Origin of the sequence: Actinoplanes auranticolor (assembly GCF_018332655.1) — a bacterium.
GTDB lineage: Bacteria > Actinomycetota > Actinomycetes > Mycobacteriales > Micromonosporaceae > Actinoplanes > Actinoplanes auranticolor.
On sequence record NZ_BOQL01000044.1, the window covers coordinates 85,753 to 108,082 of the forward strand.

Annotated in this window: 24 protein-coding genes; 9 read left to right on the forward strand and 15 right to left on the reverse strand. The window is 72.0% G+C overall.

Annotated features, from left to right (window positions below; genetic code table 11):
* Positions 1 to 173 precede the first annotated feature (173 nt).
* Positions 174 to 2,567, forward strand: a complete 2,394-nt coding sequence (locus tag Aau02nite_RS27670; protein ID WP_246595483.1) for a glycoside hydrolase family 3 N-terminal domain-containing protein — start codon at positions 174 to 176, stop codon at positions 2,565 to 2,567.
* 62 nt (positions 2,568 to 2,629) lie between these two features.
* Here the strand turns inward: Aau02nite_RS27670 and Aau02nite_RS27675 are convergent, their stop codons facing one another.
* Together Aau02nite_RS27675 and Aau02nite_RS27680 are read right to left on the reverse strand one after the other, a co-directional pair.
* Complete coding sequence (locus Aau02nite_RS27675; RefSeq protein ID WP_212991513.1) at positions 2,630 to 3,136, reverse strand: GNAT family N-acetyltransferase; 507 nt, start codon at positions 3,134 to 3,136, stop codon at positions 2,630 to 2,632.
* The gene (locus tag Aau02nite_RS27680; protein WP_212991514.1) at positions 3,133 to 4,032 is read right to left on the reverse strand and encodes a sigma-70 family RNA polymerase sigma factor; all 900 of its coding nucleotides are present in this window, start codon (positions 4,030 to 4,032) and stop codon (positions 3,133 to 3,135) included. Before Aau02nite_RS27680 ends, Aau02nite_RS27675 begins: the two co-directional genes overlap by 4 nt.
* Positions 4,033 to 4,116: 84 nt before the next feature.
* Here Aau02nite_RS27680 and Aau02nite_RS27685 point away from each other — a divergent pair, with 84 nt between their 5' ends.
* On the forward strand, positions 4,117 to 4,899 hold the full coding sequence (locus Aau02nite_RS27685; protein WP_212991515.1) for an SDR family oxidoreductase: 783 nt from the start codon (positions 4,117 to 4,119) through the stop codon (positions 4,897 to 4,899).
* A gap of 12 nt (positions 4,900 to 4,911) precedes the next feature.
* Here the strand turns inward: Aau02nite_RS27685 and Aau02nite_RS27690 are convergent, their stop codons facing one another.
* From Aau02nite_RS27690 to Aau02nite_RS27700, 3 genes are read right to left on the reverse strand one after another with little or no spacing between them, the layout of a single operon-like run.
* On the reverse strand, positions 4,912 to 5,181 hold the full coding sequence (locus Aau02nite_RS27690) for an SCO0607 family lipoprotein (RefSeq protein WP_212991516.1): 270 nt from the start codon (positions 5,179 to 5,181) through the stop codon (positions 4,912 to 4,914).
* A 49-nt stretch (positions 5,182 to 5,230) separates the two neighbouring features.
* Complete coding sequence (locus Aau02nite_RS27695) at positions 5,231 to 6,112, reverse strand: LLM class F420-dependent oxidoreductase (RefSeq protein WP_212991517.1); 882 nt, start codon at positions 6,110 to 6,112, stop codon at positions 5,231 to 5,233.
* Positions 6,113 to 6,143: 31 nt separating this feature from the next.
* A complete protein-coding gene (locus Aau02nite_RS27700) occupies positions 6,144 to 6,827 on the reverse strand; it encodes a DUF2064 domain-containing protein (protein WP_212991518.1) in 684 nt (227 codons plus the stop codon).
* 260 nt (positions 6,828 to 7,087) lie between these two features.
* Here Aau02nite_RS27700 and Aau02nite_RS27705 point away from each other — a divergent pair, with 260 nt between their 5' ends.
* Positions 7,088 to 8,164 (forward strand): lytic polysaccharide monooxygenase auxiliary activity family 9 protein, encoded by a 1,077-nt coding sequence (locus Aau02nite_RS27705; RefSeq protein WP_212991519.1) that lies wholly within the window; start codon positions 7,088 to 7,090, stop codon positions 8,162 to 8,164.
* A gap of 490 nt (positions 8,165 to 8,654) precedes the next feature.
* On the opposite strand, the gene Aau02nite_RS27710 is transcribed toward Aau02nite_RS27705, so the two are convergent.
* Together Aau02nite_RS27710 and Aau02nite_RS27715 are read right to left on the reverse strand one after the other, a co-directional pair.
* Positions 8,655 to 9,656, reverse strand: coding sequence for a pectate lyase family protein (locus Aau02nite_RS27710; RefSeq protein WP_246595484.1), 1,002 nt, complete (start codon positions 9,654 to 9,656; stop codon positions 8,655 to 8,657).
* Positions 9,657 to 9,984: 328 nt separating this feature from the next.
* Positions 9,985 to 10,881 (reverse strand): LysR family transcriptional regulator, encoded by an 897-nt coding sequence (locus tag Aau02nite_RS27715; RefSeq protein ID WP_212991520.1) that lies wholly within the window; start codon positions 10,879 to 10,881, stop codon positions 9,985 to 9,987.
* An 84-nt stretch (positions 10,882 to 10,965) separates the two neighbouring features.
* On the opposite strand from Aau02nite_RS27715, the gene Aau02nite_RS27720 reads away from it, so the two are divergent.
* Positions 10,966 to 11,877 (forward strand): DMT family transporter, encoded by a 912-nt coding sequence (locus Aau02nite_RS27720; protein WP_212991521.1) that lies wholly within the window; start codon positions 10,966 to 10,968, stop codon positions 11,875 to 11,877.
* 14 nt (positions 11,878 to 11,891) lie between these two features.
* The gene (locus Aau02nite_RS27725; protein WP_212991522.1) at positions 11,892 to 12,656 is read left to right on the forward strand and encodes a class I SAM-dependent methyltransferase; all 765 of its coding nucleotides are present in this window, start codon (positions 11,892 to 11,894) and stop codon (positions 12,654 to 12,656) included.
* 9 nt (positions 12,657 to 12,665) lie between these two features.
* On the opposite strand, the gene Aau02nite_RS27730 is transcribed toward Aau02nite_RS27725, so the two are convergent.
* The 3 genes from Aau02nite_RS27730 to Aau02nite_RS27740 form a co-directional block, all read right to left on the reverse strand.
* On the reverse strand, positions 12,666 to 12,923 hold the full coding sequence (locus Aau02nite_RS27730; protein ID WP_212991523.1) for a hypothetical protein: 258 nt from the start codon (positions 12,921 to 12,923) through the stop codon (positions 12,666 to 12,668).
* A gap of 131 nt (positions 12,924 to 13,054) precedes the next feature.
* On the reverse strand, positions 13,055 to 13,843 hold the full coding sequence (locus Aau02nite_RS27735; protein WP_212991524.1) for a S1 family peptidase: 789 nt from the start codon (positions 13,841 to 13,843) through the stop codon (positions 13,055 to 13,057).
* Positions 13,844 to 13,952: 109 nt separating this feature from the next.
* Positions 13,953 to 15,662: a substrate-binding domain-containing protein gene (locus Aau02nite_RS27740; RefSeq protein WP_212991525.1), complete on the reverse strand. Its 1,710-nt coding sequence runs from the start codon at positions 15,660 to 15,662 to the stop codon at positions 13,953 to 13,955.
* Positions 15,663 to 15,892: 230 nt separating this feature from the next.
* Here Aau02nite_RS27740 and Aau02nite_RS27745 point away from each other — a divergent pair, with 230 nt between their 5' ends.
* A complete protein-coding gene (locus Aau02nite_RS27745) occupies positions 15,893 to 16,792 on the forward strand; it encodes a pyridoxamine 5'-phosphate oxidase family protein (protein WP_212991526.1) in 900 nt (299 codons plus the stop codon).
* Here Aau02nite_RS27745 and Aau02nite_RS27750 read toward each other — a convergent pair.
* Positions 16,789 to 17,493 carry a hypothetical protein gene (locus tag Aau02nite_RS27750; RefSeq protein ID WP_212991527.1) on the reverse strand — a complete coding sequence of 235 codons (705 nt, stop codon included), beginning with the start codon at positions 17,491 to 17,493 and terminating at the stop codon, positions 16,789 to 16,791. The two genes, Aau02nite_RS27745 and Aau02nite_RS27750, sit on opposite strands and share 4 nt — an antisense overlap.
* Positions 17,483 to 17,806 carry a hypothetical protein gene (locus tag Aau02nite_RS27755; RefSeq protein WP_212991528.1) on the reverse strand — a complete coding sequence of 108 codons (324 nt, stop codon included), beginning with the start codon at positions 17,804 to 17,806 and terminating at the stop codon, positions 17,483 to 17,485. The genes Aau02nite_RS27750 and Aau02nite_RS27755 overlap by 11 nt, the downstream gene beginning before the upstream one ends.
* Positions 17,807 to 17,857: 51 nt before the next feature.
* On the opposite strand from Aau02nite_RS27755, the gene Aau02nite_RS47485 reads away from it, so the two are divergent.
* Positions 17,858 to 17,992: a hypothetical protein gene (locus Aau02nite_RS47485; protein WP_281421041.1), complete on the forward strand. Its 135-nt coding sequence runs from the start codon at positions 17,858 to 17,860 to the stop codon at positions 17,990 to 17,992.
* Positions 17,993 to 18,041: 49 nt separating this feature from the next.
* On the opposite strand, the gene Aau02nite_RS27760 is transcribed toward Aau02nite_RS47485, so the two are convergent.
* Genes Aau02nite_RS27760 through Aau02nite_RS27770 form a run of 3 tightly spaced genes read right to left on the reverse strand, consistent with a single transcriptional unit; the run spans position 18,042 to position 19,482 of the window.
* The gene (locus Aau02nite_RS27760) at positions 18,042 to 18,686 is read right to left on the reverse strand and encodes a WXG100 family type VII secretion target (protein ID WP_212991529.1); all 645 of its coding nucleotides are present in this window, start codon (positions 18,684 to 18,686) and stop codon (positions 18,042 to 18,044) included.
* A 53-nt stretch (positions 18,687 to 18,739) separates the two neighbouring features.
* On the reverse strand, positions 18,740 to 19,060 hold the full coding sequence (locus tag Aau02nite_RS27765) for a type VII secretion target (protein ID WP_212991530.1): 321 nt from the start codon (positions 19,058 to 19,060) through the stop codon (positions 18,740 to 18,742).
* Positions 19,057 to 19,482 carry a YbaB/EbfC family nucleoid-associated protein gene (locus Aau02nite_RS27770; protein WP_212991531.1) on the reverse strand — a complete coding sequence of 142 codons (426 nt, stop codon included), beginning with the start codon at positions 19,480 to 19,482 and terminating at the stop codon, positions 19,057 to 19,059. Before Aau02nite_RS27770 ends, Aau02nite_RS27765 begins: the two co-directional genes overlap by 4 nt.
* 152 nt (positions 19,483 to 19,634) lie before the next feature.
* On the opposite strand from Aau02nite_RS27770, the gene chvE reads away from it, so the two are divergent.
* On the forward strand, positions 19,635 to 20,708 hold the full coding sequence (gene chvE / locus Aau02nite_RS27775; RefSeq protein ID WP_369076756.1) for a multiple monosaccharide ABC transporter substrate-binding protein: 1,074 nt from the start codon (positions 19,635 to 19,637) through the stop codon (positions 20,706 to 20,708).
* Positions 20,709 to 20,737: 29 nt separating this feature from the next.
* A complete protein-coding gene (locus Aau02nite_RS27780) occupies positions 20,738 to 22,324 on the forward strand; it encodes a methyl-accepting chemotaxis protein (RefSeq protein WP_212991532.1) in 1,587 nt (528 codons plus the stop codon).
* The last annotated feature ends 6 nt before the right edge of the window (positions 22,325 to 22,330 follow it).

Genomic DNA, 22,330 nt, shown 5'->3' on the forward strand with positions numbered 1-22,330 from the left:
GTGTCAAGGCCCTTGAAAGACTCGTGCTTAAGGCGCGAGAGTGGACCCACTGCAGCGCTGTCAGGCGCGATCTGCCCCCGTCAAAGGTCACGGTAAGGTCGCGGCAAGGTCTCGTCGACAGTCCGAAAGTTTCGGAGCCTCTGCACCCCGTCCGGCTCGTAAGGAGAACCATCGTGACGACACCTGACTGGCACGACCCGACCCGCAGCGTGGCTGAGCGGGTCAGTTCGCTGCTGGCCGAGATGACCCTGGAGGAGAAGGTCGCGCAACTGGGCAGCCGGTGGGTCAGCAACGACATGGAGCACGAGGAGCCGGACAACGACCCCGATACCACCCATAACGTCGCGCCCATGCAGGACGTCTTCGCCGCGTCCGGCACCGTGTCGCTGCAGGAGGCCAGCAAGCACGGCCTCGGCCACCTGACCCGCGTCTACGGCGGTATCCCGCTGACGGTGACCGAGGGCGCCGCCGAGGTGGTCCGTCAACAGCGTATCGTGCTCGAGGGCAACCGCCTGGGCATCCCCGCGATCGTGCACGAGGAATGCCTGACCGGCTTCACCACCTACGGCGCGACGGTCTACCCCGCCGCGATCGCCTGGGGCGCGACCTTCGACCCGGACCTGGTGGAGCGGATGGCCGCGGCGATCGGCCGGGACATGGCCGCCGTCGGCGTGCACCAGGGACTGTCCCCCGTGCTCGACGTCGTCCGCGACTACCGCTGGGGGCGCGTCGAGGAGACCATGGGCGAGGACCCGTACCTGGTCTCGATGCTCGGCGCCGGATATGTCCGCGGGCTGCAGAGCGCCGGGATCATCGCCACCCTCAAGCACTTCGCCGGCTACTCGGCCGCCCGCGCCGCGCGCAACCACGGGCCGGTGCCGATGGGCCGGCGCGAGCTGATGGACGTGATCCTGCCCAGCTTCGAGACCGCGATCCGGGTGGGCCGGGCCGGCTCGGTGATGAACTCGTACTGCGACCTGGACGGCGTACCGGCGGCCGCGGACTCCTGGCTGCTCACCGACCTGCTGCGGGACCAGTGGGGCTTCACCGGCACGGTGGTGTCCGACTACTGGGCCGTACCCTTCCTCGCCACCATGCACAAGGTCGCCGCGGACACCGGCGACGCCGGCGCGCAGGCCATCGCCGCGGGCATCGACGTCGAACTGCCCGACACCCTCGGCTTCGGCGCCGGCCTGGTCGAGCGGGTCCGCAACGGCGAGGTGCCCGAGGAACTGGTGGACCGGGCCGCCCGGCGCCTGCTGACCCACAAGGTCGAGCTCGGTCTGCTCGACCCGGACTGGACGCCCGAGGGCTCGGTGGCCCGGGCGGCCGGCACCGACCTGGACTCGGCGGAGAACCGCGCCCTGGCCCGCGAGCTGGCCGAGCGCTCGATCGTGCTGCTGGACGCGGGCACCGCCCTGCCGCTGCTGGACGGCAGCCGCCCGGCCCCGGACCGGATCGCCGTGATCGGTCCCTGCGCCGACGACCCGCGCACGTTCATGGGCTGCTACGCGTTCCCCAACCACGTGCTCCCCCGCCACCCCGACCTGGGCCTGGGCATCGACGTCCCGTCGGTGGTGGACGCGCTGCGCGCCGAACTGCCCGGCACCGAGATCGTCCACGAGCGCGGCAGCGAGGTCCAGGGCACGGACCGTTCCGGCTTCGCCGCCGCCGTCGCCGCGGCCCGCGACTCGGACCTGTGCGTGGCCGTCGTCGGCGACCTGGCCGGCCTGTTCGGCCACGGCTCGTCGGGCGAGGGCTGCGACGCCGAGGACCTGAGCCTGCCGGGCGTGCAGGCGGACCTGCTGGCCGAGCTGCTGGAGACCGGTACGCCGGTGGTCGTGGTCGTGGTCTCGGGACGCCCGTACGCGCTGGGTGGCGTGCACGGTCGCGCGGCCGGGCTGGTGCAGGCGTTCATGCCCGGCCAGGAGGGCGGCGGGGCGATCGCCGGGATCCTCAGTGGCCGGTTGCAGCCCGGCGGCAAGCTGCCGGTGCAGATCCCGCGGCTCCCGGGCAGCCAGCCCAGCACCTACCTGCAGCCGCCGCTGGGCGCGGAGGTGACCAACATCAGCAACCTCGACCCGACGCCGCTGTTCCCGTTCGGCTACGGCTCGTCCTACACCACCTTCGAGCTGGACGACCTGCAGATCAGCGCAGCCGAGGTGCCGACCGACGGCGAGTTCACCGTGACGGTCCGGGTCTGCAACACCGGCGAGCGCACCGGCGAGGAGGTCGTGCAGCTCTACCTGCACGACACGGTGGCCCAGGTGACCCGGCCGGTCAAGCAGCTCACCGGCTTCGCCCGGGTGTCGCTGGAACCGCACACCGACGCCCTGGTCCGCTTCCAGGTGCACGCCGACCGGACCGCGTTCACGGGCCGCGACCTGCGGCGCATCGTGGAGCCGGGCGACATCGAGGTCATGGTCGGCACGTCCGCGAACGACCTGCCGTGCCGCGGCACCGTCCGGCTGACCGGCCCGCTGCGCGTGGTCGGCGCCGACCGTGAGCTGGTCACCCCGGTGGACGTGATGCCGACCAAGGACGCCGACCTGGCGGTCGCGGGCTGACCGGTCCGTGGTGCCCGCCGCTCCCCCGCCGGGGACGGCGGGCCCGGACGTGCGCCCCGGGGTCAGAACGCCGTGGCGTAGACGCGGACCGGGTCGCCGTCGCGGGACAGTGTGTCCCGCTCGAAGGCGAGGCCGATCTTCTCGGCGACGCGCTGCGACGGCACGTTGTCGGGGTGGATGATCGCGATCAGCCGCTCGACGCCGAGCACGTCGCGGGCGTACGCGTGGCAGGCGGCCGCCGCCTCGGTCGCGTACCCGTGCCCCTGCAGCTCCGCCCGCACGTGGTAGCCGACCTCGACGTCCGTCACCCCGTCGATCTCCTGCGGGGTCAGGCCGCAGTCGCCGACGAACTCGCCCGTGGCGCGCAGCCGGACCACCCACATGCCGAAGCCCCCGGACTCGTAGAGACCGTGGGTCCAGGTGATCCAGTCCCGGGCGCCGTCGCGGTCGCGGGTCCGTGGGTAGTACTGCATGACGACCGGGTCGCCGAGCAGAGCGGCCATGTCATCGAGGTCGTCGAGCGTCATCGGGTGGAACTCGAGGCGGTCGGTGGCTTCCGGTGGCTTCATGACGGCTCCGGTGGCAGGTCGAGGGCGGTCAGATCGAGCTTAGCCAGGCGGTCGGCGTCGGCCAGGACGTCGATGGCCACCACCCGGCCGGCCACGACCGTGAAGGCCATGACGGAGAACAGCCGGCCGTTCACCACGACCACCACGCCGGCGGCCCCGTTGACCAGGGCCGGGTGCACGAACGGCGAGAGGCGGCGGGCGGTGAACGCCTGACCGGCCACCGTGGACGCGCCCCGCAGCACCACGTTGAGCCGGGGCCGGCCGGGACCGGCGTCGGAGCGCAGGATGACGTCCGGATCGAGCACCGCCACCAGCGCCTCGAAGTCGCCGGCCCGCGACGCGGCGAAGAACGCGTCCACCACCTGTCGCTGCCGGGCCAGGTCCGGATCCGGGGCCGGGGCCTCGCTGCGCAGCCGGCGCCGGGCGCGGCTGGCGAGCTGCCGGGCGGCCGCCGGCGACCGGTCGATGACGGTGGCGACGTCCTCGAACGGCACGGCGAACATGTCGTGCAGGACGTACGCGAGCCGCTCGGCCGGGGTGAGCGTCTCCAGCACCACCAGCAGCGCCAGCCCGACCGCGTCGGCCAGTAACGCCTGCTGCTCGGGGTCGGTCCCGTCGGCGCGGCTGAGGATCGGGTCGCTCACGTGCACGTCGAGGGCTTCCTCCCGCCGATGTGCCCGCTCGCGCAGCTTGTTCAGGCAGATGCGGGCAACCACCGTGGTCAGCCAGGCGCCGGGGTTCTCCACCCCCTGCGTCCCGGCCCGGTCCAGGCGCAGCCACGCGTCCTGCACCGCGTCGTCGGCCTCGGCGAGGGAGCCGAGCATCCGGTACGCCACCGCGCGCAGCCGGCCCCGATGGGTCTCGAAGAGCTCCGCCGCCGCTGCGTTCTCCGCCACGTGTCACATTCCTTCCGCGCCGGGTGTCATCCCATCAGACCCGCCAGGGCCGACAGATGTGACCGACGATCTCGGGGAGAAACCATGTCCGCACCCATCCTGCTCACCGGCGGCACCGGCACGCTCGGCCGCCTGGTCGTTCCGCTGCTGCACGCCGAGCACACCGTGCGGGTGCTGAGCCGCCACCAACGGGAAGCCGCCGAAGGCACCGAGTACCTCGTCGGCGACCTGGACACCGGCGCGGGCGTCGACGCCGCCGTGGAAGGCGTCTCCACGATCGTGCACTGCGCGGGCAGCGCCAAGGGCGACGAGGAGAAGACCCGCACCCTGGTACGGGCGGCCCGCCGCACCGGCCGGCCGCACCTGGTCTTCATCTCCGTGGTCGGCGCCGAGCGCGTGCCGGTGGTCAGCGCGGCCGACCGGGCGATGTTCGGCTACTTCGCGGCCAAGCGGGCCGCCGAGGAGGTGGTGGCCGGTTCCGGACTGCCGTGGACCACACTGCGGGCGACGCAGTTCCACGACCTGACGCTGCTGGCGGCCCGGCAACTGGCCCGGCTCCCGCTGGTCCCGGTGCCGGCCGGGGTCCGCTTCCAGCCGGTGGACGCCGGCGAGGTGGCGGCCCGGCTGGTCGAACTGGCTCTGGGCGAGCCGGCCGGGCTGGTGCCGGACCTGGCCGGGCCACGGATCCACCCGATGGCCGAGCTCGTCCGCGGCTACCTGCGGGCGACCGGCCGGCGGCGGCCGATCGTGGCGGTGCCGGCCGTGGGCCGGGCGTACCGGGCGATCCGGGCCGGAGCCAATCTGGCACCGGACCGGGCGGTCGGCCTGCGGACGTGGGAGCAGTTCCTGGCCGACACCGTACGGTGACCGGCCGCACCCTCAGCCGGGCACGACGTTGCCCTGCTCGTCGACCACGACCCCGCTCCAGTACTCGTCCCACTTGTCGCCGACGTGCTCGGGCACCTTGCCTTCCGGGTAGCGCACGTAGCCCGCCGGCGGCTCCTGGCCCTCGGGGACGCAGTCCTGGCCGGTGGTCGTGCCCACGGCCTTGACGGGATAGTCGCCGGAGCCGCAGATCGCGTCCGCGAACGTGCAGCCCCCGGCCGACAGGGTGGTGGCGAGCAGCACGACGGTCAGTGTCTTTCGCATGCCCCTCACTCTTTCCGGATGCGGCCGCCCGGGAGATCCGTACGCGTACTCAGCTGAACTGCGGAACGACCTCACTGGCGAACCGCAGCATCGGCTCGTGGTCGTACGCCACCCGGGGCACGTAGACGATCACGTAGTCGGCGCCGGCCTCGGCCATCCGCTCGACCCGGCCGATCGTCTCGGCCATCGACTCGGTCAGGTCGAGCTCCAGGCTCGTGGACTTGATGATCCGGTCGTAGTCGCGGCCCAGGTTGTCGCAGTGCCGGCGCAGCACCCCGAGCTTGTGGCGGATGAGCTCGGGGTCACCGCCGCCCACGTTGCAGGCGTCGGCGTACTGGGCGACCAGCTTGAGGGTGACCTTCTCGCCACCGCCGCCGAGCCAGAACGACGGGTGCGGCTTGCGGACCCCCTTCGGCTCGTTGATCGGCTGGTCGATCGAGTAGTGCCGGCCGGTGAAGACGGGCCGCTCCTCGGTCCACATCTTGTGCACGATCTCGACGGCCTCGCGGAACTCACCCATCCGCTGCGGCACCTCGCGCCACTCGTAGCCGTACGCCTTCCACTCGTGCTCGTACCAGCCCGCGCCGAGGCCGGCGTAGAGGCGGCCGTGGCTGGCCACGTCCACGGTGGAGGCGATCTTGGCGTACAGGGAGGGCTGGCGGTAGCCGTTGCAGCCGACCATCTGGCCGATGTTGACCCGGCTGGTGTCGCGGGCCAGCGTCGAGGTGACGGTCCAGCACTCGAAGGTGGTGTTGATCGTCGGCTCGGGGGTGGTGTGGAAGTGGTCGTAGACCCAGACCGAGTCCCACGGGCCGGCGTCCGCGGCCTTGGCCACCGCGGTCATCGCCTCGTACTGCTCGACCGGGTCGGCGATCTCGACCAGATCCATCTTCCAGCCCTGCGGGACGAACACTCCGAAACGCACGCTCATACCGGCAACGTACCGGATCTTGAGCGGCGGCTCAGCCGCGTCCCCGGCTCAGGTGGGCCACCGTCACGGCGAACTCGCTGCCGGGCGGGCAGTGCCCGGCCACCACCGGCACGTCGGCGCCGTTGGCCAGCTCCCGCAGCGTGGGCAGCATGGCGACGCGCAGGCCGAGGCGCAGGGCCGCGACGGTCAGAGCGCCCGCGCTGCTCAGGGCGCCGGGCATGGTCCGCAGGGCGGCGCCGTGGGCGGGGTCGCGCAGCCCGAACGCCCACCAGCCGGCGCCGGTGGTGGGACCGAGCACGGCGTCGAACTCGCCCAGCAACTCGGCGGCGTCGGCCAGCAGGGCGGCGCTGAGCTGGGGCACCTGGGGCGCCACGAGCAGCGCTCCGGTACCGGGCTGATCGGCCCGGGGCGCGAAGGCGTAGGCGAGCGGTCCGATCTCGATCGGCCAGCCCGGCATCGCGCGCACGGCCCGCATCGTGTCGGCGGTGGCCGCGGCGGCGATCATCGCGGCCTGCACCGCGGTCCAGGGCCGGTCCAGCCGGGACGCGGGCCCGCACAGATCGGAGACCACCTGCACGCTGCACTGCCGCAGCACGGGGAGGCGCCGCGGCCGGCACGGATGGACCCGGCCACCGACGGGCCGCCGCCCGACCACCGACGTGTCCCGGGTCCGCCGGGACGGCCGGCCGGCATACGGCGCACTAGGTCGAGTCATCACCCATCCATTCGACAGCCCCGGACGGCGGCGGTCGCCGCGCCCATCTGCACAGTGGCGGAGCGGGCCCGCAAGGTTGCCGCGTTCGGCCAACTTTCTTCAGCGAACGGATGCATTGACACGTCGCGATCGGTCGGCGACGCTGGGCGCGCACCCCACCGGGCCGGTGGCGGGCGGGAGCCGTGGGCAGCTTTCGCCGTACCCCTGCAAGACCCATGCCCTTTCCCCGGGCCCCTTTTGTCACGGAGTGCTGAGCCCTCATGTCCTCTTCGCTACGAATCCGCATCCTGATCAGCGGTCTCGTCGGGATCGTCGTGGCCACCCTGGCCGCGGTCGTCCTCCCGGCCGGGCCCGCCGCCGCGCACGGCAACGTCACCGGGCCGGCATCGCGCAACTACGGCTGTTACGAACGCTGGGGCAGCAAGTTCCAGGACCCGGCGATGGCCACCGCCGACCCGATGTGCTGGCAGGCCTGGCAGGCCGACCCGAACACCATGTGGAACTGGAACGGCCTCTTCCGCGAGGGCGTCGCCGGCAACCACCAGGCCGCCATCCCCGACGGCCAGCTGTGCAGCGGCGGGCGCACCCAGGGCGGCCGCTACAACTCGCTGGACGCCGTGGGCAACTGGACACCCGCGCCGGTCGGCAACACCTTCAACGTCCGGCTGTTCGACGGGGCCAGCCACGGTGCCGACTACATCCGGGTGTACGTCACCAAGCCCGGCTTCGACCCGGTCACTACGGCACTGAAGTGGTCCGACCTGGAGCTGGTGAGCCAGATCGGCGACACGCCCGCCGCACGGTGGGACGCGGTCACCGGTGGCGTGCAGATCGACCTGCCGGTGGCGCTGTCCGGGCGCACCGGGCGGGCCATGGTCTACACCATCTGGCAGGCCAGTCACGCGGACCAGTCCTACTACTTCTGCAGTGACGTGGCCTTCGGCGGCACGAGCACGCCGCCGGTGACCACCCCGCCGGTCACCCCGCCGGTCAGCACCTCGCCCACGGCGTCGCCCACCACCCCGGCCCCGCCGGCGACCGGCGCCTGCTCGGCCACCTACGCCGTGAGCTCGTCGTGGCAGGGCGGTTACCAGGGTGAGGTCAAGGTGACCGCCGGCTCGGCGGCCGTCAAGGGCTGGACGGTCTCGCTGGCCTATCCCGGTAGCCAGACGATCCAGCAGGGCTGGAATGCCACCGTCGCGGCCAGCGGCAGCACGGTGACGGCGACCAATGCCGGTTACAACGGCGCATTGGCGGCGGGCGCGAGTACGACGTTCGGATTCATCGCCTCGGGGGCGAGCGCCGTCCCTGTGGCGACGTGTAACGCCACAGTCTGAGCAATTCCTTAAGCGTCTTCCACCCGGCCCGAAGGACAGTTACAGTCATGGTTGGGAGCGCTCCCAACCACCATCCTCCCGTCCCCCTGGAGGTGACCCGGCAAGACCATTCACCGGCCCGGCTCCCGCACTGAACATGAACCGTCCGAAAGCGAAATGGACGGGGGATGAGGCGCCCTCCTCATCCCCCGTTTCGCGTTGCCGCACCAGGGATTTCCCTGGTGCCGGGCACGCACGACGAAGGCCCGCACCGGCGTTCCCGCCGTCGTGGGCCTTCGTGCGTGCCGGGGTTCGAATGACGGATCCGCCCGCCCGAGGCCGGCCGTGACCGAATATGGACCGGCCGATATCCGCGCGGCGATACCGTCGTTGTCCGGCCTTATTGTGCGGTGCCGAGAAGATCTGTCGTCGGCCACTGCTGTCGATGAATGCGGCGACTCAGCGGGCAGTGCCCGGCCTCCCGCGATCGGGAGGCCGGGCACTCACCGGATCAGAGCGAGATGCGGCCCGCGCCGGCGTTGCCGGTCACGATGGACTTGACGTTGCCGGCGGCGTCCGCCGTGTAGCCGTACGGGATGGCCTTGACGCTGCCGCCGGTCTGGCCGGCGCCCGACGAGACCAGCAGGTTGCCCCGGGCGACCAGCGTGCCCGGCCCGGAGTCGCCCTCACCCAGGTGGAACGGGTCCGAGACACCCTCGAAGGAGTTGTTCTCGACCAGCACGCCCGCGCCCTCGGTGGAGGCCACGCCGTAGCCGCTGTTGTTGCGGTAGTAGTTGTTGTAGACGTGCACCGGGTTGCCGAAACGCACCCGAGGGTGGCGCTGGGTCGACGCGTCGAACCAGTTGTGGTGGTAGGTCACCCGCAGATGGCCGGTGTCCTGCGAGGCGTTGTCGTCGCTGTGGCCCAGCAGCATCGACTTGTCGTGGTTGTGGACGCGGTTCCAGGACACCGTGACGAAGTCGGAGCCGCGCTTGATGTCCACCGCGCCGTCCTTGCCGTTGGTGAACGTGTTGTGGTCGACCCAGATGTTGGTGGCCGAGGTCTGCACGTTGATCGCGTCGTCGCCCCAGTCGCGGAACGTGATGTTGCGGATGATCACGTTGCGGTCGCCGTTGATGTTGAGGCCGCAGCCGGCGATCGTGGCCCCGGCGTTGCCGATGATGGTCTTGTTGGACCGCACCCGCAGCATGCCGGAGCAGGAGATCGTCCCGGAGACGCGGATGACCGCCGCCGCGCTGGAGCCCAGCGCCGTGGTCAGCGCCGAGGCGCTGGTCACCGTGGTGGTCGCGGCGCTGCCGCCGCCGGTGGTCCCGCCGTTCTGGGTGGCCCAGCCGACCAGGTCGGTGATGGCGGCCAGCGTGCTCGGCGGGGCGGCGGCCGTATTCTCCGCGGCGGAGGCGGCGCCGGTCATGGTGACACCGGCGGTGACGAGGGCGAGAGCGGCTGCGCCGGCGGTGGAGCCCAGCACGACCTGGCGCACGTTTCTGCGCATGGTTTCTCCTTGACGGTCGGTGAGATGCCGCGCGATGGAACGCGGCCGGGGAGGAACGGATGAGGTGCCGTCCGGAACGGCACCAGCGGTCGCCGGCCGGATCGCCGGGGGCGTCACGCTGCTGCGGCTGTTACTGGCTCCCGCGCCCGCTTTGCCCGAAGCAAGCGCTTACCCGTACCAGAACAACACAGACGGCTGTCAATGTGAAGGGATAGGTGTTTGCAGGTTGTTTGCAGACATTGCCAATGACATCCGTCGATGCCGTTGGGCAGTGTGATCGGTAACAAGTGCGGCGTCAAGGTGTCCCGGTGGCTTCCGGAAGATGAGGTCAGTCCGCCGCCGAGCGGGCGCAGCGGCGCAGCTCCTCGAGCACGCACTCGGCCGGCGGGGTCGCCTCGACCGACGTCTGGACCACGGCGTGGATCGAGCGGTGCACCGCCGGCGCGGTGACCGGCACCGCGACCAGACCGGCCGGCAGGTTCGCGGCGCCGAGCCGCGGCAGCACCGTGACGCCGATGCCGGCCTCGACGAAGGCCAGGGCGGTCGGGTAGTCGTGCGCCTCCACCCGGAACGGCGGAGTGAAACCGGCCGACCGGCAGGCGTCGATCAGGTTCTCCCGGCACCAGCCGCGGGCGAAGTCGTTGTCGATCCAGCGCTCCCCCGCCAGGCGGGCCAGCTCCACCGCCCCGGCGCCGGCCAGCGGGTGCCCCGGCGGCACGACGACCACGTACGGGTCGTCCAGCAGGTGGTGCGCGCGGGTGTCCCGGCTGCCCGTGAAGCCCGGCGGCGCCACCAGCAGCTGGATGTCGACCCGTTTGGCGGCACCGGCGGCGAAGTCGTCGCGCAGCTCGAGATCGAGCCGGATGTCCGGGAAGCGGCGCAGCAGCGTACGGGCCACGGCGGGCAGCCAGGCGGCGCCGACCGACGGGAAGTACGCCATGGACAGCGAGCCGGTGCGCCCGTTGCGCAGGTCGGCCACGAACGTCTCGACGTCGCCGAGCCGGCTCAGCGCGCCGTCGATCTGCTCGGCCAGCGCCAGCCCGACCGAGGTGGGCTCGATCCCCCGGCCGCTACGGGCCAGCAGGACCAGGCCGGTCTCCCGCTGCAGCGCGGTGACGTGCTGACTCACCGCGGACGGGGTGTAGCCGAGATTCGCCGCGGCGGCGTTGACCGAGCCGCTGGCCACCACGGCCCGGAAGATGCGCAGTCGATGCGGATCCAGCATGGTGGTCACCGTACAGCAGTGCTTAACGGTGCGGTAGGAACCGTTGCTTGTGCTTAATCGGTCCGGTCGACCAGATTGGGGGTCATGCGCACTCCCGGCCTTCCCCTGCTCGCCACCGCGGTCACGATGATCCTCTGGGCCTCGGCCTTCATCGTGATCCGCTCGGTCGGCGGACATTACACCCCGGGCGCGATGGCGCTGGGCCGGCTGGCCGCCGGCTCCGCGGCCCTGAGCCTGGTCGCCGCTCTGCGGCCCCGGCGCCTGCCGCGTGGGCGCCCGCTGCTGCTGGTCATCGCGTACGGGGTGCTGTGGTTCGGCCTGTACGCGGTGGTGCTGAACGCGGCCGAGCACCACCTCGACGCCGGCACGACGGCCCTGGTGGTCAACGTCGGCCCGATCCTGATCGCCGTCCTGGCCGGGGTCTACCTCAAGGAGGGCTTCCCCCGGGGCCTGGTGGCCGGCCTGGTCATCGCCTTCTCCGGCGTCCTCACGATCGCGATCGCCACCTCGACGGGCCGGCACGACGCGATCGGCGTTCTGCTCGCCCTCGGCGCCGCCGCCCTGTACGCCGTCGGCGTCCTGCTGCAGAAGCAGGCGCTGCACGATGTGGACCCCTTCACCGCGACCTGGCTCGGCTGCCTGACCGGCACCGCCGCCTGCCTGCCGTTCACCGCGGACCTGCTCACCCAGCTCGGCGACGCCCCGCGCAGCGCCACACTCGGGGTGGTCTACCTCGGACTGTTCCCCACCGCCATCGCGTTCGCGACCTGGGCCTACGCGCTCAAGCGGATGAGCGCGGGCGGCCTGAGCTCGTCGTCCTACCTGGTCCCGGGCATCGCGGTGCTGCTGTCCTGGGCGTTCCTGGGCGAGGTGCCCGCCCCGCTGGCGTTCCTGGGCGGCGCCCTGTGCCTGGTCGGCGTCGCGGTGACCCGGCTGCCACCGTCGGCACTGTTGCACATTCTTGGCAACAAGTCTGGACCGCGGGCCCGTCGGTAAGTAGCGTGACGGACATGACTCATTACCTCGCCGAGGTGGCGGACGCGTGGCAGGAGAGCTGGGACCGGCAGCAGGAGGCCTATCTGCCGGACCGGGAACACCGGATCACGGCGATGCTCGACGCGGTCGAGGCGGTGACGCCGCACGGCCGGCCCGAGGTCCTCGACCTGGCCGGCGGCACGGGCACGATCGCCCTGCGCACCCTTGCGCGCTTCCGGCAGGCGCGGGTCACCGTGGTCGATCAGGACCCCGTGCTGCTGGCCCTGGCCGAGGCATCGCTCGGCGACCGGGCCCGGATCATCGCCGCGGATCTCGGTCAGCCGTCCTGGACCCAGGCCCTGCCGCACCGCGACTACGACGCCGTGCTCACCGCGACGGCGCTGCACTGGCTCACGCCGGACCGGCTCGCCGTGCTCTACGGCGAGATCCGCCACGTGCTGCGCACCGGTGGCATCGTCGCCAACGCCGACCACATGCCCGACGAAGGTCTGCCGGAGCTGACGAAGCAGCTGCTCACCAGGGCGGACAGCCGCCGCGAGACCCGCTACGCGACCGGTGCGGCACTGTCGTGGCGGGACTGGTGGGCCCGCGTGGCCGCCGATCCACAGCTGGCTCCGCTGCACGCCGAACGGGAGAAGATCTACCCCGCCGCGCACGGCAGTGCGGAGTGGACCCCGCCGGCCGGCTGGCACCTGACGGCGCTGCGGACGGCGGGGTTCACCGAGGCCGGACTGCTGTGGCGCGGCGGTGCGGACGCCACGGTCACCGCCGTGGCATGACGGGGTGGATCAGCCGCTGCGGCGGTTGCCGTACTGGCGGGGGCTCTGCACCGAGCCGCGGCCGACCGGCTGCTGGCCCTTGCTGAAGACCTCGCCACCGCCGCCGGAGCCCTTCTTGCCCTTGGCCCGGCGCTCGGCCCGGTTGGCGAACACTTCCACCTCGGGCTCCTGCTCGGCGGACTCGCCGGTGGTGGCGTTAGCCCGTCCGACCTCCCCGCCGCCACCCTTGGAAGGACTGGAGGCTGCATCGCCTCTCGACTCGGACATCGTGACTCCCTGAGCTGACGGCTGCCGCGTGGATCGTCACCGATCCGGGCGACGCGGCGGCCGGCCGCCCAAACGGTATCGCAGAACCCCGCGGCACCGGCGCCCGATCCACCCCGCCGCGCGGGACGTCGTCAGGAGGCGCCACCCGAGCGGATGCTCGCGCGGATCCAGCCGGCGATGTTGTCGGTCCGGGCGCTGTTCTCCACCGAGGTGTGCGGGCAGCTCGGGCCGTTGCTGACCACCGAGACCAGGACCGGCCGCGCCGTGCCGCGCTCCAGGAAGAACGGGGCTCCGGAGTCGTACGGGCACGGCGTGGTGTCGGGCTGGGGGGCGTACCCCTGGAGACCGGTCACCGAATCGCTCAGCGAGACCACCGTCATCTGCCCGGTCCGCAGCCGGGTCACCGGCGCCGGGCTCGCGCTCGTGGTGGAACCGTAGCCGGTGACCCGGACCACGGCGCCGACCTGGGGAGCCCGGTGGCCGACGCGCAGCGGCCGCACGTCGCGGACCGGCGTCTCCAGCCGGGCCAGGGAGACGTCCGCGGTGGGCGACTGGATCACCGCGACGACCTTGACCTCGTGGCCCCCGGTGCCGGTCAGATCCGTGCGGCCCACCGTCGCGGTGGTGAGGTCGGCGACCGGGTAGTCGACCCGCACATTGTTCGCGTCGCGGAAGCAGTGCCCGGCGGTGATCACCCACTGCGGCGCGATGAGGGCGCCCGAGCAGGCGCTGTTGCGCCGCCCGCCGCTCGCGGTGGGGATGCCGGTCATGGTCAGCTTCACCGAGAACCGGTACCTGCCGTCCGGCACCGGCTCGCCGTTGGCGATCGCCGTTGCGGCGCCGGCGCTGCTCAGCAGCAGGCTCAGCGCGGCCACGGGAGCGAGCAGGGCACCGACAACGATCGATCTCGTCCGTCGCATCCGGCCAACCTAGCGACCGGCTCGCGCCGCACGGAACCCCTCCGGCGTACGGATCCCCGACAGAGGCCCGTCCGCACCGGGCCCGCCGGTGCGTCCGTGCAAAGCCGGCTCAGCGGGTGGCCGTGGTGCGCAGCGAGAGGGCCTGCAGGAAGACCGCGCCGATCTGGGCGGGGTCCTCGGCGATGAAGACACCGCCGCCGGTCACCTTGGTGATCCGCTCCAGCGGCCCCTCGTCCACCGCGTCGCCGACCCCGACCACGATCACCTGGACCGGCTTGTCGGTGCTCTTGGCCGCCTCGAGCTGGGCGAGCGTCTGGTCCAGCTTGATGTCGCCGGCCTTGTCCCCCGCGTCGGCACCGTCGGTCATCACCAGCACGGAGTTGACCCGGCCGGCCTGCCAGCCGTCCTGCACCTCCCGGTAGCCGTCGAGAATCGTGCGGTAGAGCCCGGCGTCCCCGCCTTCCGGCTTGATCCCGCTGAGCGCCCCGGCGACATCGTCGCGCTTGTCCGTCAGCGGCCCGATCGACACCAGCTCCCGGTGGTTGCCCGGGCCCGCACCGGCGGCGAACAGCCACAGCCCGACCTGCCAGTCGTCGCTGAACAGGCCCAGCCCGCTGCGGGCGGCCGCGAGGGTCACCTGCATCCGGGTGGCGTTGCGGGCGGTCGGCACCGGGGTCCGCATGCTGTTCGAGGCGTCCACGATGGCCAGGATCCGGGCCGGTGCGACCACCGCGGACCAGCCGGCCAGGGCCCGGTCGATGGTCGCGCCGTCCGTGGCCGACGCCGCCGCCTCACCGCTACCGGCAGCCGGGGACGGGCCGATGCGCTTCGGGGCGCCGTCGGGTGCGACGAAACCACCGGGGGTGCCACCGTCCGGCAGCCGCAGGCCCGCCGCGCCCAGGGCGCCACGGAAACCCGATCCCTTGGTCAGGGTCTCGTAGAGCTGGTGCGCCGCCTCGGCCTGGGACCGGTCGAGCTGGGGCATGACCGCGAACGGATAGTCCAGCGGCACCGCCGCGGGCTCGGGATAGAGCGCGGTCAGCGCGACCGTGGGCTTGCCGGCGTTGTACGTGACGACGTCACGCTCCGACATGGCCGCGAGGCTGAGCCCGGCGGCCAGCGATCCGTCGTCGTCACCCTGGGGCAGCTGGGCCATCAGGTCGTCGCGCAGCACCGAGGTGTCGGTCGCCAGCGCGCGCAGCAGGCCGTTGGAGGTGCCCGGCCGGCGCTGATCCAGCGTCGTCGCGGTGCCGCTGAGCACGAGCAGCCCGGAGAGGGCGGCGGCGTCGCGGGCCGGATCAACCGTGCCGGCCCGGAAGTTGGTGCTGGTGGTGATCTGGGCGACCAGATCGGCGTAGCCGAGCTTCTTCTCCGGCCAGCCGAGATCCTCGGCGACCGGATCGGGCAGCGCCATGACGACCGGGCTCATCGCGAGCGAGCCCTCGTCGGTGATGGCGAACTGCGGCGCGGCGGCCCGCAACCGCTGCAGCCAGGTGCGCGAGTCGGAGATCCAGACGTCCGGCGGGGTCAGCCCGGAGCGCGGCGCCCCGGCTCCGGTGAGCGAGACCTTCTGCTGCGCGCCGAGCACGGCGGCGACATCGGCCGGATCCGCGGCGCGGACATCGATCGCCACACAGGTGCCCTCGATGTCGGCCTTGCCGGCGACCCACTCGGCCGCGGACTGCTGGACAGCGGTGGCGATCTCCGGGGCCGCCGCCACGGACAACCGCACCTGGCCGCTGCATTCCGCACCGCCGAGCTGGCCCACGGCGATGCGCGCCCCGGCCACCACCGCCACCACCGCCAGGGTGGCAAGCACGGCAGTACCCGCGCGTAGTCGCAAACGTCGTCGATGGCGGCCTGTCACGTAGCCATCATCGACAAGAACACCTTCTGCCGCTAGGCCCTGGAAGGCACGGATATGGCCGGGACAATCCGTTTAAGGGGTCAAGGCACTCCGGAAAACGAGGGCACCGTGGCATTCGCGGCTTTTGCCCGGTGCACCCGGGCAGCAACCGGACGGACGTACAGGAACAGTACGATCGCGCCATGCTGCGCAGTGATCATCCCCTGGCCCGCATCGTCGACGCGTACCGGACGGCGGAGTTCGCGACGCTGACGTCGGACGGCACCCCGATCGCGTGGCCCACCGCCATCGTGCGCAACGAGGACGGAAAGATCCTGGTCACAACCTCACTGGCCTTCCCGCAGAAGGCACTCAACGTCCGCCGCGACGGCCGGGTGGCGCTGCTGCTCTCCGACCCGACGGCCAGTGGGCTGGCCGACCCGCCGCAGATCCTGATCCGCGGCACGGCGACGTGCCCCGAGCAGATCCACACGGCCCCCGAAGGCGACCTGGGCCGGCTGTGGGTCTCGCTCTTCGAACGACAGCCGATAGTCCGTGCCTATCTGCGCGCCGGGGCCCGCCGGTTCACCGACTGGTACTTCATGCGGCTGCTGATCACGGTGACGCCGACGGAGATCACGACGGCGCCCCGGCCGGCGGACGGCCCGGGCATCACCGGCGGCACGCTGCTCGGCGCTCAAGCGCTGACCGGGTACGGCACCGCGGTGCTCGCCGCCACGGACCGCGACGGGGCGCCGGTGCTGCGCCGGACCACGATCACGAGCACGGCGGACGGGTACGGCATCGAGCTGGACGACGACACGGCAATCACGCCGGGGACGGCCAGCCTGCTGGTGCACCGGCACGACGAGAAGCTCTCGGCGCTGCACAACGCTGTGTTGCGGGGGACGCTGACCCGTACCGGATCCGGGTGGGTGCTGGCCCCGGAGCGGCTGATCCAACCGATGGGGCGCGGTCCCCGGGACATGCTGCGGACGGTGCAGAGTTGCCGGAAGGCGACGCGCCGCTACCTGGACCGGCGGGGGTTGGCGCGGCCGGTCATCCCGTGGGCGGCGTACCGGGAGCTGACCGGTAAGCGTTAGCCGCGGGCTGCCTGCAGGACGCGTACGGCGTCGGCGTAGCGGTGGAACCGGGCGTCGCTCCGCCGGCCCTGCCCGGCCAGGGTGAGAGCGATCCCCCGCACTGAGGGAAGCGCCGCGACGATTTCCCGCACATTGTCCGCGGTGAAATCCAGCCCGACGGCGATCGGACGCTCGCGGCCCAGCTCGTCCAGGTCGGCGATCTGGAACTCCTGGCCGTACTCCGGGGCACGGTCGCGCAGAAACACCCACGAGTCGCGATACTCGGGCAGGACATCAGCGTGGAAAAGGGCAGCGTTCAGGTCCGGTTCGCCGGCGTAGGCGCTGAAGACCCAGCCGGGATCGTCGTCGTGGGCGATCTCGATGCCGCCGTACACGATGCCGACACCGGTGTCGCTCAGCGCGCGGCGGACCTCGGGTGGCGGGATGGCTTCGGTGATCGGCTGCACCATTCCGGCGCCGGTCGCCGCGACGGTACGCAGAACGCGGTCGGGGTCCTTGGCAAGCTCCATCGCCGTGACGAGCGTTGCCCGCCGCAGTGCCTCGCCGATGGCGGCCGCCTGCTCGACGGTCACCGTGCGGTCGTCGTGGAACCGCGGGTCGGCGGTCAGGGACACACCGATGAGGTCGGCGCCGAGCGCTTCGAGATCCGTGGCCTCCGCCACCGACCGCACCCGGTCGACCTTGATCAGCTTATTCGTCATAGCGAATCACGTTCCCGCCCAGTTCGTCAGCGCCCCGGAAGTTGCCGGGGATGACCCAGGTCTTGCCGGCCGTATTCGTCGAGATCTTCCAGTATGGCGAGCCTTCGGGAGTGTGCCGGCCGCCGCCGGGGTGTACCTGGATGTTGGTGATCTCAGGGTGGTCCTGGATGCGTACCTGCACGGCGTTTCCCGAGGTGCCCCTCTTGCGGCTCTGCTCGACCGTCGCCGGGTAACCCGCGGCGGTGAACTGGTCGGCGATGTCCTGCGCGGACCGCCCGGCCACCGACCTCGGGTCCCCGGTGATGTTGTCCACGAACGACTGCGCTGATCCGGTGTCCGGTCCGGCCGATGCCAGCGTGGCCGGTTGATCGCTGCTTCCTGCGCCGCCGGCGCCGCCCGGGCGGCCAAGGTGGGCTTCGGCCGCGACCGTTTCCTGGGCCGCCGCGATGCTCGCACTGCCCCCGCCCTGGTCACGTCCCGCCCGGCCGCCGCGCGGTGAGCCGTCGTCGGCCTCGCCGTTCCTGCCCCGTCGGGCCATGCCCGGCCGCCTACCCCTGCACCAGGCGGGTCAGATTGGTCAGGCTGGTGACCAGCGCCGTCGTGTAGCTCAGGATCCGGCCGGCCCATTTGACCACCGCGGCGGTGATCTGGGCGGCGATCACCGGGATGGTCACCACGAAGACGGCCTCGGCCGCCCACACGATGACCCGGGCGACCAGGTCGGCGATCAGGTCCCGGACGATGTCGCGGGTGAGGCGGACCAGGTTGCCGGCCGCCTGCGTCGCTGCCGCCATCGCCGAGGCGACCGCGCTCAGTCCGCCGACGGCGGCCACGTTGTGGCCCATCATGGCCGTGTAGGCCGTCGCCGCCCGGCCGGTCCAGTCGGACAGGTCGCCGCTGAGGTGCGCGGCCAGATCGTCCGCCGCGCCGCTCAGCTCGACGGCGATGTTGTCCCAGGTGGTGGCGTGCGCGGCGACCACGTCGGGCATGCCGGCGAGCTGGTCGAGCACGTGCTGCAGCGGCTCGAAGTATTCCATCGCCCAGCCGAGCCCATTGGCCAGCAGCGCGCTGAACGGGTCGATCGCGGTGGCCACGACCTCGGTGCCGAAGGCCGCCCCGGCGAGCAGGTCGTCGACCCATCCCTCGCTCTCGATCGCCGCGACCAGACCGTCGAAGTTCTCCGCCAGCGACATCCCCGTCCATGGCTGACGGGTCGAGGAAACGTCAGCGACCAGGGACTGGTCGCTCACCGTCCCGGCCGTTCACCGGCCTTGCGGACCGCCTCGGCGGCACCGGCGTCGGCGTCTTCGTACGCCGTGGCGACCTCGGCGAGCGCGTCGGCGGCCAGCGCCAGATTCTCCTCCACGTACGCGACCAGGCCGTCCTGCCGCTGGTGCCGTCCCTGCAGCACCGGCGGCAGCCAGGCGCAGAGCAGCCCGTACGCCGCGCCGTCCTGGGCGATGGAGGCGCTGGCCGACCTGACCGCACCGAACCGGGCGCGTACCGATTCGAGGTGGGCTATGTGCCGGCGGATCTGCGCCGCGTCGACGCTGAGCTCGTCGGTCACCGCTCCGGTCGCCGCTCGCCGGTGATGTCTGCGCCGGTCAGCCGCTCGCCGACCTGAGTCGCGATCGCCTGGGCGGCCGGGGACTGCGTGCCGATCGTCTCCGCGACGATCTCCCGAGCCCGTCCCGCGGTCCGTCGCCGGGCTTCCTGGATCGTTGTCATGATCGCCTCGGCGACCCGCTCCGGCTCCAGCTGGTGGATCCGGCGTCCCAGCCGTAGATCCATCAGCGCGCCCTGGGCGTCGACGGCGACCTCGACCATCCCGCTCCCGTCGGTGGCGGTGACCCGCAGCTGCCCGAGCTGGTCGCTCATCGCCCTGGTGTCGACGGCCATCCGGTCGATCCGGTCCTTCCAGGCCGCCAGCCTGTCCAGCGCCGCTCCCGGCTCCAGGATGGGATCACCGTCCCACACTCCGGCACTCATATCCACCCCCGCGCTGACCGGTGTCGATGGGTCATCGTAGCGATCCGGTGCTACACCGGTGTCTCGCGGAATTACCACTTTTGTGTGGTTTGGTGGCATAGGCTGCTCATGTTTCGCGTCGGACCGAAGTTGTGCTGCGAGAGGGCCGGTTGATGATGGGGAGACGCGCGTTCGCCGCCGTGCTGCTGGTGCTGGCGGTTTCCGGGTGTGGTGGGGACGGCGAGGATGACATCGCCGCGGCGCCGGATCGGGGCAGTGTCGGGATCGCTATGCCGACCACGAAGTCCGAGCGGTGGATCGCCGACGGGGACAACCTGGCCCGGCAGTTCACGCTGCTCGGCTACCGGCCCGACGTCCAGTACGCCGACGACGACGTCAAGGCGCAGGTCAGCCAGCTCGAGGCGATGGTGGCGCGGGGCGACAAGGCACTCGTGATCGCCGCCATCGACGGGACCGCGCTCAAGGGTGTGCTGGGGCGGGCCGCCGCCGCGAAGATTCCGGTGATCGCCTACGACCGGCTGATCCGGGACAGCGCCGACCTGAGCTACTACGCGACCTTCGACAACTTCAAGGTCGGGGTGCTGCAGGGCACCGCCATCCTCGACGGGCTGAAGGGCAAGGGGCCGTTCAACGTCGAGCTGTTCGCCGGGTCCGCGGACGACAACAACGCCACCTTCTTCTTCAACGGCGCGATGAGTGTGCTGCGTCCGCAGATCGACTCCGGGCGGCTGGTGGTGCGCAGCGGGGAGACCGGCTTCGCCAAGGTTGCCACCCTGCGCTGGGACGGCGCGGTCGCCAAGCAGCGGATGGCCCGCCTGCTCGCCGCCGACTACCGGTCCGCGCGGGTCGACGCGGTGCTCTCGCCGTACGACGGGCTCAGCCGGGGCATTCTCGAGGCGCTCGGGGCCGCGGGGTACGGCGGCGCGAAGAAGCTGCCCGTCATCACCGGCCAGGACGCCGAGCTCGACTCGGTCAAGCTGATCGCCGCGGGCAAGCAGACCGAGACCGTCTACAAGGACACCCGTGAGCTGGCCAAGGTCACGGTGCAGATGACCAACTCGCTGCTGACCGGCGGGCGCCCGGAGGTCAACGACACCGAGCAGTACAACAACGGCGTCAAGGTGATCCCCACGTTCCTGCTGCAGCCGGTCAACGTCGACAAGTCCAACTACCGGCGCGTCCTGGTCGACAGCGGCTACTACACCGCCGCCGAGATCACCGCCTGATGCCGCCGCGCCCGCGAGGAGAGTCGTCGATGACCAGCGTTCCCGCCGCCCGGTGGTTCCTGGACCTTCCCGTACGGGTGAAGCTGACCGTGCTGGTCGCCGCCAGCCTGCTGGCCCTGGCCGGCTGCCTGGCGGTGACCGTGGTCAACGACCGTGTCGCCGAGCGCACCGCCGACCGGCTGGGGACGCTGACCACGGCGAGCGCCCTCGTGCTGCAGCTCGACCGGGCGGCCAGCGAGCTCAAGGTCAACGGCCTGCAGTCGGTCATCCGGGCCGACGCCAAAGCCCAGGCCGCGTTGCTCGCCGAGCAGGTCGACGCCACGAACGCTCTGGTCGCCGAGCTGGAGGCGGTGCCGCTGCCGCGCGGGCTGTCGGCCGCCGTGGGACGGATCAAGACGGTCGCCGCCGACTACACCGCCACGCTGACCCGCTTCGTCGCCGGCGCCGGGGTGGATCAGGCGGCCGCCCGGCTGTCCTGGGAGCAGATCGGTGTCGACAACTATCTGTTCAGTGCCGTGCTGGCCAACGAACGTGCACTGTTCCTCGACACCGTCGAGCGCTCCCAGCAGTCCGCCGCCGCGAGCCGCGTACGGGCCGAGCGCATCCTGTTGATCGCCGTGGCCCTGGCCGCCCTCGTCGTCTGTCTGCTCGCCGCCGTGGTGGTGCGGTCGATCACCCGGCCGCTGGAGCGGGTCCGGACCGCGCTGCGGGCGATGGCCGACGGCGACCTCACCGTCGGGGCCGAGGTGACCGGCCGGGACGAGGTCGGCCAGATGGCGCAGGCCCTGGACCAGGCGCAGGCCAACATGCGCCGGGTGGTCTCGTCGGTCGCCGGTTCCGCGGACTCGGTCGCCGCCGCGGCCGAGGAGATGTCCGCGACCTCGACCACCATCGCCTCGTCGGCCGAGCGGTCCGCCGGCCAGGCGCAGGAGGTGTCCCGGGCCGCCGCCGGGGTCTCGGAGAACGTGTCGAGCGTGGCCAAGGGTACTCAGGAGATGGGCCAGTCGATCCGCGAGATCGCGCAGAACGCCACCGCCGCGGCCGAGGTGGCCGGCAAGGCGGTCTCCGTCGCGGAGGCCACCACGGCCCAGGTCGGCAAGCTCGGCGAGTCCTCGGCCGAGATCGGCAATGTGATCAAGGTGATCACCGCGATCGCCGGGCAGACCAACCTGCTGGCGCTGAACGCCACCATCGAGGCGGCCCGGGCCGGCGAGATGGGTAAGGGCTTCGCGGTGGTGGCGTCCGAGGTCAAGGACCTGGCCCAGGAGACCGCCCGGGCCACCGAGGACATCTCCCGGCGGGTCCAGGCGATCCAGACGGACACCACCGGCGCGGTGACCGCGATCGGGGAGATCAGCTCGGTCATCGCGGAGATCAACGACTACCAGGCCACGATCGCCAGCGCGGTCGAGGAGCAGACCGCGACCACCGAGGAGATGAGCCGCAGTGTCGCGGCCGCGGCCGCCGGGGCGGGTGACATCGCCGCGAACATCACCGGCCTGGCCGATGCCACCCAGGTCAGCACCGAGGGCATCGGCCAGTCCCGGCAGGCGGTCGTCGAGCTCAGCGGCATGGCCCACCACCTGCAGTCCCTGGTCAGCCACTTCAAGTACTGACCCCGG

Coding starts and splice junctions, on each gene's coding strand:
- Aau02nite_RS27750 (WP_212991527.1), bottom strand. CDS start 17,493: ATGACGAATAAGCTGATCAAGGTCGACCGGGTGCGGTCGGTGGCGGAG.
- Aau02nite_RS27695 (WP_212991517.1), bottom strand. CDS start 6,112: ATGAGCGTGCGTTTCGGAGTGTTCGTCCCGCAGGGCTGGAAGATGGAT.
- Aau02nite_RS27685 (WP_212991515.1), top strand. CDS start 4,117: ATGTCCGCACCCATCCTGCTCACCGGCGGCACCGGCACGCTCGGCCGC.
- Aau02nite_RS27730 (WP_212991523.1), bottom strand. CDS start 12,923: ATGTCCGAGTCGAGAGGCGATGCAGCCTCCAGTCCTTCCAAGGGTGGC.
- Aau02nite_RS27700 (WP_212991518.1), bottom strand. CDS start 6,827: ATGACTCGACCTAGTGCGCCGTATGCCGGCCGGCCGTCCCGGCGGACC.
- Aau02nite_RS27705 (WP_212991519.1), top strand. CDS start 7,088: ATGTCCTCTTCGCTACGAATCCGCATCCTGATCAGCGGTCTCGTCGGG.
- Aau02nite_RS27770 (WP_212991531.1), bottom strand. CDS start 19,482: ATGAGTGCCGGAGTGTGGGACGGTGATCCCATCCTGGAGCCGGGAGCG.
- Aau02nite_RS27720 (WP_212991521.1), top strand. CDS start 10,966: ATGCGCACTCCCGGCCTTCCCCTGCTCGCCACCGCGGTCACGATGATC.
- Aau02nite_RS27675 (WP_212991513.1), bottom strand. CDS start 3,136: ATGAAGCCACCGGAAGCCACCGACCGCCTCGAGTTCCACCCGATGACG.
- Aau02nite_RS27690 (WP_212991516.1), bottom strand. CDS start 5,181: ATGCGAAAGACACTGACCGTCGTGCTGCTCGCCACCACCCTGTCGGCC.
- chvE (WP_369076756.1), top strand. CDS start 19,635: ATGATGGGGAGACGCGCGTTCGCCGCCGTGCTGCTGGTGCTGGCGGTT.
- Aau02nite_RS27715 (WP_212991520.1), bottom strand. CDS start 10,881: ATGCTGGATCCGCATCGACTGCGCATCTTCCGGGCCGTGGTGGCCAGC.
- Aau02nite_RS27745 (WP_212991526.1), top strand. CDS start 15,893: ATGCTGCGCAGTGATCATCCCCTGGCCCGCATCGTCGACGCGTACCGG.
- Aau02nite_RS27710 (WP_246595484.1), bottom strand. CDS start 9,656: ATGCGCAGAAACGTGCGCCAGGTCGTGCTGGGCTCCACCGCCGGCGCA.
- Aau02nite_RS27780 (WP_212991532.1), top strand. CDS start 20,738: ATGACCAGCGTTCCCGCCGCCCGGTGGTTCCTGGACCTTCCCGTACGG.
- Aau02nite_RS27725 (WP_212991522.1), top strand. CDS start 11,892: ATGACTCATTACCTCGCCGAGGTGGCGGACGCGTGGCAGGAGAGCTGG.
- Aau02nite_RS27735 (WP_212991524.1), bottom strand. CDS start 13,843: ATGCGACGGACGAGATCGATCGTTGTCGGTGCCCTGCTCGCTCCCGTG.
- Aau02nite_RS27760 (WP_212991529.1), bottom strand. CDS start 18,686: ATGTCGCTGGCGGAGAACTTCGACGGTCTGGTCGCGGCGATCGAGAGC.